Below are 10,000 nucleotides of genomic sequence, written 5' to 3'. Positions count from 1 at the left end.
ATTGGTTTTTTACGCATAAGTTTATTGTTTTTTATTCTGTAAATCAAAGAATTAATAACAATAAATAACTTTATTATGTTTAAAAATATAGCGTTTTTGCTATTCTTTGTTTCTCAATTTATTTATTCACAAGAAACCATAAAAGGAATAGTAACTGACGAAAATAATCAACCTTTATTAGGTGCCAATGTGTTTTGGTTCAATACCGCAATTGGAACCACCACAGATGAAAATGGGAATTTCACTATAAAAAAATCTCCCGAAACTTCTTCTTTAGTAATAAGTTATATTGGTTTTGAAACTCAAAAAATCGATGTAGTAAATAATACCATCTCTGTTATTTTGAAAGAAGTAAAAACTTTAAAAGAAGTAACGATTACCAAAACCAAAAAAGGAACGGAACATTCTTTATATAAAGTTCAAAACATTCAAGTCATGGGACAAAAAGAGTTGCTTAAAGCAGCTTGTTGTAACTTGTCTGAAAGTTTTAGCACGAATCCATCTATCGATGTGAATTTTTCCGATGCGGTAACTGGAAATCGTCAAATTAAGATGTTGGGTTTAACGAGTCCGTATATTTTAATTGCGGAAGAAAATATTCCTTCGGTTCGTGGTGCTTCGCAAGCTTACGGATTGTCTTTTGTGCCAGGAACTTGGGTGGAAAGTATTCAAATTACCAAAGGAGCTGGAAGCGTAATTAATGGCTATGAAAGTATTTCGGGCCAAATCAATTATGAAGTTTTAAAACCAGTTAATGATATTCCATTTTTCTTGAATGTTTATGGTTCTCAAGATAGTCGTTATGAAATCAATACGCATTTCAATAATAAATTTTCTGATAAATTGAGTTCTACTTTGTTTCTACATGGTAATACCAGACAAAACAGAAATGACATGAACAACGACGGATTTTTAGATGGTCCAATTGGAAAACAAGTCAATATTTTAAACCGTTGGCAGTATAATGATTCTGAAAATGGTATTGTTAGTTTTTTGAATGTTCGCTATATGAACGATGAAAAACAAGCAGGAGAAATGAGTTTCAATCCCGACAAAGATAGATTAACTACAAACGCTTGGGGAAGCGAAATCAATACCGAGAAAATTGAAATTTCAAACAAAACAGGTTATGTTTTTCCCGATATGCCATATCAAAGTTTTGGCTTCCAAAATTCCTTTCAATCGCACAAACAAGATTCATATTTTGGTTTAAGTCAGTATGACATTCATCAAAAAAGTTTTTATTCGAATTTATTATTTAATTCGATTATCAATAACACAAAGAATAAATTCACAACGGGTTTAAATTTCTCTTACGATGATTATAACGAATTTGTAGCGGTGAATTTCAGTCGCGACTTTTCAAGAATTGATAATTCGGTTGGAGCGTTTTTTGAATACACTTATGACAATTCCGATAATTTTAGCTTAGTGGCTGGAGCAAGAGTAGATAATCACAACCGTTTAGGAACTTTTGTTACGCCAAGATTACACATTCGATACAATCCATGGAAAGAAGCTGTTATTAGAGCTTCAGCCGGAAGAGGAAAACGTGCGGCTAATATTTTTGCTGAAAACCAACAATTATTTGCATCCAACAGAAATTTCTCAATTTTGAATACGGATGGGAAATTGTACGGATTAAATCCAGAAATTGCATGGAATTATGGTTTGAGTTTTATCCAAAAATTCAAATTAGTAGGAAAAGATGTTGAGGTAATTTTAGATTATTATCGTACTGATTTTCAAAATCAAGCGGTGGTTGATATTGATGCTTCTCCACAAGATGTTTTATTTTACAATTTAAAAGGGAATAGTTTTGCGAATTCATTTCAAGCTGAATTTTCTGTTGATTTAATGACACATTTGACTTTTAAAACGGCTTACAAATATTACGATGTACAAACGCAATTTGTAACAGGTCAAATGCAAAGAGCGCTTCAAGCAAAACATCGAGTTTTTGGTAATCTAGCTTACGAAACGCATATAAAAGACAAAGGACAACAATGGAAATTTGATGTAACGTATAATTGGTTAGGGGAACAACGTTTGCCATATACACAATCAAATCCAGTACAATATCGTTTAGATGAATATGCAAAAGCTTTTGGTACATTGAATGCTCAAATTACGAGAACGTTTTCAAGTACTTTTGAAGTGTATGTGGGAGGAGAAAACATGGGGAATTACAAACAAATGAATGGAATTGTTCAAAATGAAAACCCTTTTGGTACTTATTTTGATAGTAGTATGATATACGGACCCACTTTTGGTGCCATGTATTATGCTGGATTGCGTTTTAAAATTAAAGATAAAAAACAGAATCATGAAATAGAAGAGTTAGCCCCAGTTAAAGAGGAAGCTCATAATCACTAAATAATAGAAAAATGAAAAGAATAGTTTTATTAGTATTAGCATGTATTTTTTCTTTCACAATGGTAGCGCAAGAAAAGAAAAGCAAAAACAAAAAAGTAGAGTTTAAAGTCGCTGGAAATTGTGAAATGTGCGAAAAACGCATTGAAAAAGCAGCTTATTCAGTAAAAGGCGTAAAAAGCGCTGAGTGGCACGCTGATCATGGTGATATTCATTTGATTATAGATGAAACGAAGTGTTCTAAAGAGGATGTAGCAAAGGCAATTGCAGCTATAGGTCATGATACCGAATTTACAAAAGCCAAAGATGAAGACTATGATAAACTCCATGGTTGTTGCAATTATGAGAGAATAGAAAAATAGTAAAAAAACCGATTAGAAATTCTAATCGGTTTTTTGTTAAAATTAATCAGAAATTAATTTTTTGAATCAAAATATAATATACATTTGTAGTCACTTTAGGTAGCAAGTGAAATCATTTTGAAAAGATTATTACAATTATTTTTATTTTTTATGCTCACATTCTTCATGTGGGTTTTTTCTGTTTCATATAACGCTACAAAAGATTTAGTATCAGAATCTCAAGGTGAATTTCAAAAAAAGTATACTCCTGCTGATTTTTCTCATTTTCAAACCGTTGACCTAGAAGAAGGAGAATATGTTACTGTTGAAATAGAACCTGAATTGAAAATTGAGTTGGATGTAATTTTAATTCCAACAAAATCAATTGTTATTGTTAAATCTTCTTTAGAGGAGAGTTCAAGTTCATATTTATCCCAATTCTTTTCTTCAAAAGAAATTATTCCACTTTACGATTTATATTGTAATTGGAAGTTTCACTTATCTTAATACCTAATTTATTGTTTTCACATCATTTGTTTGTGAATATTAACTGTGTATTAATTTATTTCATTAATCAATGAAAACACATACCGTTGGTTTTGACGAACACGAAGTTCTTCATCACTTAACCCATTATTTACCAGCACAAAATCCGTTAAAAGACTTTGTGCACCACAATACTTTGCATGCTTTTCAAAGTAAAAAATTTCATGATGCATTGCTAGAAGCATCTACTGTTTTTGGTTACAAAACATATTTATCAATAACCGATTTTAGACAACGATTTGTTAATAAAGAAATCAATGAAATAGTTTTAGATGCTATCATTACAAAAGCAAAAGGAGCTGCAAATCTTCAAATCTGGAAAGAAAAATTACTAAAGACCAATTACGACGAATCTATTTCTCCAAGAATTGGAAGTTTACGTTCTAATTGGAAAAAATACTACGCTATAAATCTAGAAAAATCAACACATAGTTTATTATTTAGAGTATTGTGTAGTTATTTAGATCAAGGGATTGCTATTTGGAATTTTCCTATACATGATAAAGGATTTTTAGCTTCTATTAGAGAGTTAGAAAAGAATACCTTTAAAGGAATTTTTACTTCTAATAGAGCAAAAAAACTATTACAAGAAAACGCTTCAATCACGCAGTTATTAGAAATAATTGTAGGAAAAGAAGAATTATTCGAACAATATTTATTTGACCAACAATTTGGACATCCAGGTTGGAGCGGAATGATTGCGACTATTGAGAACAATCCAAGTTCTTTATTAGATTCAAAACAAATTACATTAGAAGAATTAATCAAGTTTGAATTACTTCTTGAGATTGATACTTTAGATAATAAGTTTAATGATATTTGGGCGCCACTTGGTTTTAAAATCGAAGACGAAGAATTCTTATTATTTGAAAAAGTCGAATATAATGAACTTTTCGATGTATTATCACTTTGGCAACAAGCGTTTGAATGGAGTCTTTATGATGCTGTTTTATCCAATGTTCAAAACGTAAAAGAAGAAAAGTTAGAGCAGATACCAAGTTTTCAAGGTATGTTTTGTATGGACGACAGAGAATGTTCGTTTAGGAGACATGTTGAACACATTGATAAAAATGTTTCTACTTATGGAACAGCTGCTTTCTTTAACTTTGAGTTTTTCTATCAACCGGTAAATGGAAAATTTTATACTAAATTATGTCCAGCTCCTGTTACACCAAAATTCTTAATCAAAGAAGAACACAGAAAGAAAAAACAAGCTAAAGATTTACATTATCACAAGCAATCACACTCGTTGTTTTTTGGTTGGATTATTAGTCAGACGTTAGGGTTTTCTTCGGCTTTAAAATTATTTTTGAATATTTTTAAACCTTCGATGTCGCCTGCAACTACATCTTCATTCAAGCATTTGCATAAAAAATCGAAATTAGTTATCGAAAATAAAGATGTAAATCAAAAAGAAGGTGACTTACAAATTGGTTTTTCAGTAGAAGAAATGGCTAATAGAGTAGAAGGTTTGTTGAAAAGTATTGGATTAGTATCGAATTTTTCTCCAATAGTTTACGTTGTTGGACACGGAGCGACTAGTATCAATAATACGCATTATGCGGGTTATGATTGTGGAGCTTGTTGTGGTAGACCGAGTTCGGTAAACGCAAAAGTAGCTTCGTTTGCTGCGAATCATCCAGAAGTTAGAGCTATTTTGAGACAAAGAGGAATTGATATTCCAACTTCAACACAATTTTTACCGGCTCTACATGATACAACTCGAGATGAAATTGCTTTTTATGATGAAGATACGTTGTCGGAAAATAATAAAGCATTGCATCAACAAAATGTAATCACGTTTACTAAAGCTTTAGATAATAATGCAAAGGAACGTTCAAGACGTTTTGATACGATTGATTCTACAGATACTTTAGAAAAAGTTCACGAAAAAGTAAAACGTCGTTCGTTATCTTTATTTGAACCTCGTCCCGAATTAAATCACGCTACGAATGCCATGTGTATTGTAGGAAGAAGAAGTTTGTCAAAACAATTGTTTTTAGATCGACGTTCATTCTTGAATTCATATGACTACGAAGTCGATCCTTCTGGAGATTATTTAGCCATTATTTTAGGCGCAGTTGCTCCAGTTGGTGGTGGAATTAATTTGGAATACTATTTTTCAAGAGTTGATAATCAAAAATTAGGGGCTGGTTCTAAATTACCCCATAACGTAATGGGATTAATTGGAGTTGCTAATGGAATCGATGGTGATTTACGTCCTGGTTTACCAAGTCAAATGATTGAGGTTCATGACCCAGTTCGTTTGTTGGTTATTGCAGAACATTTCCCAGAGAAAGTACTTTATGCGATTTCTAAAAATCCAGCTACTTACGAATGGTTTAAAAATGATTGGGTGAAATTAGTGGCGGTTCAACCTGAAACTAAAGAGCTTTTTGTTTTTGAAGACGAAAAGTTTGTTCCCTATCAACCTCTTCAAACTGTGAATTTCATTAAAGATGAAATGCAGTTGGTTGAAACTACAAAAGAGAATCTTCCGGTAGGAATAATCACTAATACCATTTAAGTCATGAACGAGTTATTGCAATATTTTATACTGTTACCGTTTTTAGGCTTTATCATTAGTTTGTTTTTGCCTGAATCTAAAGAAAAAGCCATCTCATGGACGGCTTTTGGAACGGTTTTTTTACAGTTAGTAGGATTAGTAGCTTTTATCATTTTTTGGATAATTGACGGTGCAAAAGATTTGAATTTATTAGAATTATCGATATTAAAAACAGCTCATTATGAGTTTTTCATCGATTTCTATTTTGACCAAATCTCAGCAGTTTATTTATTCATTGGAGCTTTGTTAACTTCGATGATAACTACGTATAGTCGCTATTATTTACATAGAGAAAAAGGATACAAACGTTTTTTTAATACGGTTTTGTTTTTCTTTTTCGGATATAACTTAGCTATTTTATCAGGAAATTTTGAAACCTTATTCATTGGTTGGGAAATCATTGGAATTTCTTCTTTCCTTTTAATTGCTTTTTATAGAGAACGTTATTTACCCGTTAAAAATGCTTTCAAAGTATTTTCAATTTATAGAATTGGCGATGTCGGATTGTTATTAGCGATGTGGGCAAGTCACCATTTATTTCATGAAAATATTACTTTCATGAAGTTGAATAATTACGAATTGGTAAACGAACATCTGCAAAATCATTCCATTATCGGAATATTTATTGCGCTTTGTTTAGCTTGTGCGGCTGCGGCAAAATCGGCTCAAATTCCGTTTTCGTCTTGGTTGCCAAGAGCTATGGAAGGTCCAACGCCTTCGAGTGCAATTTTCTATGGTTCCTTATCAGTGCATTTAGGAGTTTTCTTGATGTTGAGAACGTTTCCATTTTGGGAACATCAAACTACCATGCGTTTTGCCATTGGATTAATGGGATTAACTACGAGTTTGGCGGCATCGGTTATGGCAAGAGTTCAATCTTCTGTGAAGAGTCAAGTTGCCTATAGTTCAATTTCTCAAATTGGAATTATATTTATTGAAATTGCTTTAGGTTTTGAAACATTAGCCTTAATTCACTTTGCAGGAAATGCGTTTTTGAGAACGTATCAATTATTAGTTTCTCCATCGGTAGTGAGTTATTTAATTCGCGACCAATTTTACAATTTCAAACCAAGAGAAAAAGCTATTGAAGATTCGTATCCAAAGAAAATAGAATACACGCTTTATATTTTAGCTCTTAAAGAATTTAATTTGGAAGGTTTCTTAAATATGGTATTGTGGAGACCTTTGAAAATGATTGGTAAATCACTAGATTTCTTGAATATTAAGAGAATTTATTTCTTCTTCATTCCAATCTATTTATTGGGATTCATAACGTATAAATTCAAGTTACATTTACCTTATCAAATTACCAATATTCTTCCAGAATTGTTTGCTTTTATTGGATTGGTATTCGTTTTCAAATCGTTTTCAGAACGAAGAAGTCCGTTTTTAGCATGGATTTTAATCGTAATGAATCATTTTTGGATTGCTTTAGCCATTGTGTTTAATGACAAAGTTAGTATCAGTGAAATTGCTTATTATCTAGCTGGAATTATTATTGCTGGAACAATAGGATATTTTGCTTTATTACAACTTCGTAAATTAGAAATAAAAATTCTGATTAATCAATATTTAGGTCATGTTTACGAGCATCCTAAATTTGCTTTCTTTTTCTTGTTAGCGACATTAGGAATCACAGGTTTTCCAATTACAACAACTTTCATTGGCGAAGATTTGGTTTTTAGTCATATAGATAGTAATCAACTATTCTTAGCCTTTTTTGTAGCATCAAGTTTTGTGGTTTCAGGTATTGCTGGAATCCGAATTTATGCTCGTCTTTTCTTAGGTCCTCATGTTAAAACGTATCATGAGTTACCTTACAAATCATCTTAATTTATTCGAAAATATATGAACGCAAATATAAAAAAATACATTCCTGCTGATGGATTAGCAGGTTTAAAAGAAAATTTTAAAACGGATGCCATTTCTGGTTTCATCGTTTTTTTATTGGCATTGCCATTAAGTTTAGGAATCGCAAAAGCTTCTGATTTCCCGCCAATTATGGGATTAATTACGGCTATTATTGGAGGAATTGTAGTTTCATTTTTCATGGGTTCTCGTTTAACAATTAAAGGGCCAGCTGCTGGTTTAATTGTTATTGTTGCTGGTGCTGTTGCAGAATTTGGAAAAGGAGATAATGAGTTGGGTTGGAAATTAGCCCTTGGAGCAATGGTTGTTGCTGGAGTAATTCAAATTCTTTTCGGAGTTTTAAAATTAGGAAAATTGGCCGATTTCTTTCCACTTTCTGCTATTCACGGAATGTTAGCAGCGATTGGAATTATCATTATAGCAAAACAAATTCCCGTTTTATTGAATGATAATCCAACGTTAGCAAAAGGTAAAGGGCCATTGGAATTATTAGCTAATATTCCAAACTTCATTGCTAATTTAGATCCTAAAGCTTCTATTATTGGTATTGTGAGTTTGTCAATTATGATGGGATGGCCTTATATCAAAAACAAAACAATTAAAATGATCCCAGCTCCGCTTGTGGTATTGTTGTTTGCTATTCCATGTGAGTTATTCATGCATTTTAAAGAAACAGAACCTGCTTATGCTTTAGTGAAAATTGGAAGTTTTGTTGATAATTTGAATTTCAATGCAAGTTTTGAAGGTTTTTCTCAAACAGGATTGTTTATTAAATATGTAGTTATGTTTGCTTTAGTAGGAACATTAGAATCATTGTTAACAGTAAAAGCAATCGATTTGTTGGATCCTTTTAAAAGAAAATCTAACATGAATAAAGATTTAATTGCTGTTGGAATTGGAAATACAATTGCTGCTTTCTTAGGAGGTTTGCCAATGATTTCTGAAGTGGCACGTTCTTCTTCAAATGTTAACAATGGTGCAAAAACAAGATGGGCTAATTTTTTCCACGGATTCTTTATTTTAATGTTTGTATTACTTGCTACTCCAATATTAGAGTTGATTCCAAATGCTGCTTTAGCTGCAATGTTGATTACGGTAGGGATTAAATTGGCGCATCCAAAAGAATTCATTCATACATTTCAAATTGGTAAAGAACAATTGGCAATCTTTTTAGTAACGATTTTCTTTACATTATTCGAAGATTTACTTATTGGTATTGCTGCGGGTATGGTTTTAAAAATCATCATTCATTTAATTAATGGAACACCAATTTCTTCATTATTTAAAGCGCCAACTTTAGTTTCTTTTGAAGGAAATAATTATTTAGTTGAAATTAATAAAGCAGCTGTTTTTACAAATTATTTAGGAGTAAAAAGTAAATTAGAAGCTATTCCTTATGGTTTTGATGTAACAATCGATTTAAAGAAAACCAAATTAGTTGACCATTCTGTAATGGAAAACTTGGAGCACTTTAAACATGATTATGAAGCTAATGGAGGAACAGTTAAGATTAAAGGACTAGAGAATCATCAACCACTTTCTAGCCATCCATTATCTTCAAGAAAATCAAAATTGGCTTAATTTCTTAGTAGTAAAATAATAATTGAAAACCCTTTTCGCAAAGGGTTTTCAAAATCTTTATATCAAAAAATGAAAAATGTTTTTAAATATTTAGGAGTTTTTGCATTAGTGTTAGTTACTATAAAAGCAAATGCTCAAGAAGAAAAAAAGCCTGAATCTAATAGCTTTTTTAAAGATCGTAAATTCAATTTAAATGAAGATGGCAGTAACTATGTAAAGTTTACAATGTTAGCTCAGCTTTGGCTTCGTAGCCAAGAATATAATCCAGGAACAACAATTTTTGGAATTGAAAAAAGCAGCGGAACCGATATTGGAATTCGTCGTTTTAGAATTCAGATGTATGGGCAAATAACCGATAGAGTTTTTATTTATTCGCAATTTGGACAAAACAACTTAAATAATATTTCTGATAGAAAGCAAGGTTTCTTTTTGCATGATGCCATGGGTGAATATGCAATTGATAAAACAAAATTGTCTTTAGGTATGGGATTATCAGGTTGGAGTGGATTAGCTCGTTTTTCCTCTCCATCAACAGGTTCTATTTTAGGAGTTGATGCACCATTGTTTCAGCAAACTACAAATGATGTTACAGACCAGTTTTTGAGAAAATTATCAGTTTTCGCAAAAGGGAAATTAGGTAAGTTAGATTATAGAATTGCAATGGCGCAACCAATGGCAATTCAAAAATCAGCCAACTATAATCCAACCATAAATACCAATTGGA

6 protein-coding genes and 1 pseudogene are annotated in these 10,000 nt (G+C 31.7%); all 7 read left to right on the top strand.

Annotation, left to right across the window (positions count from 1 at the left end; translation table 11 throughout):
- Positions 1-75: 75 nt before the first annotated feature.
- Positions 76-2,376, top strand: a complete 2,301-nt coding sequence (locus LDL23_RS07785) for a TonB-dependent receptor (RefSeq protein WP_291265192.1) — start codon at positions 76-78, stop codon at positions 2,374-2,376.
- Positions 2,377-2,387: 11 nt separating this feature from the next.
- Positions 2,388-2,735: a heavy-metal-associated domain-containing protein gene (locus LDL23_RS07780; protein WP_291265191.1), complete on the top strand. Its 348-nt coding sequence runs from the start codon at positions 2,388-2,390 to the stop codon at positions 2,733-2,735.
- Positions 2,736-2,885: 150 nt separating this feature from the next.
- Complete coding sequence (locus LDL23_RS07775) at positions 2,886-3,221, top strand: hypothetical protein (RefSeq protein ID WP_291265190.1); 336 nt, start codon at positions 2,886-2,888, stop codon at positions 3,219-3,221.
- A 70-nt stretch (positions 3,222-3,291) separates the two neighbouring features.
- On the top strand, positions 3,292-5,787 hold the full coding sequence (locus LDL23_RS07770; protein ID WP_291265189.1) for a YbcC family protein: 2,496 nt from the start codon (positions 3,292-3,294) through the stop codon (positions 5,785-5,787).
- 3 nt (positions 5,788-5,790) lie between these two features.
- Positions 5,791-7,659: a proton-conducting transporter membrane subunit gene (locus LDL23_RS07765; RefSeq protein ID WP_291265188.1), complete on the top strand. Its 1,869-nt coding sequence runs from the start codon at positions 5,791-5,793 to the stop codon at positions 7,657-7,659.
- 15 nt (positions 7,660-7,674) lie between these two features.
- A complete protein-coding gene (locus LDL23_RS07760; protein WP_291265187.1) occupies positions 7,675-9,276 on the top strand; it encodes a SulP family inorganic anion transporter in 1,602 nt (533 codons plus the stop codon).
- Positions 9,277-9,345: 69 nt separating this feature from the next.
- Positions 9,346-10,000 (top strand): annotated as a pseudogene (locus tag LDL23_RS07755) (hypothetical protein); the annotation flags it as partial.

The sequence above is a fragment of the Flavobacterium sp. genome (assembly GCF_020217025.1).
GTDB lineage: Bacteria > Bacteroidota > Bacteroidia > Flavobacteriales > Flavobacteriaceae > Flavobacterium.
Note: the sequence above shows the minus strand (reverse complement) of the source record. Positions and strands in the feature narration are given on the sequence as shown.

Coding starts and splice junctions, on each gene's coding strand:
- LDL23_RS07775 (WP_291265190.1), top strand. CDS start 2,886: ATGCTCACATTCTTCATGTGGGTTTTTTCTGTTTCATATAACGCTACA.
- LDL23_RS07770 (WP_291265189.1), top strand. CDS start 3,292: ATGAAAACACATACCGTTGGTTTTGACGAACACGAAGTTCTTCATCAC.
- LDL23_RS07785 (WP_291265192.1), top strand. CDS start 76: ATGTTTAAAAATATAGCGTTTTTGCTATTCTTTGTTTCTCAATTTATT.
- LDL23_RS07760 (WP_291265187.1), top strand. CDS start 7,675: ATGAACGCAAATATAAAAAAATACATTCCTGCTGATGGATTAGCAGGT.
- LDL23_RS07780 (WP_291265191.1), top strand. CDS start 2,388: ATGAAAAGAATAGTTTTATTAGTATTAGCATGTATTTTTTCTTTCACA.
- LDL23_RS07765 (WP_291265188.1), top strand. CDS start 5,791: ATGAACGAGTTATTGCAATATTTTATACTGTTACCGTTTTTAGGCTTT.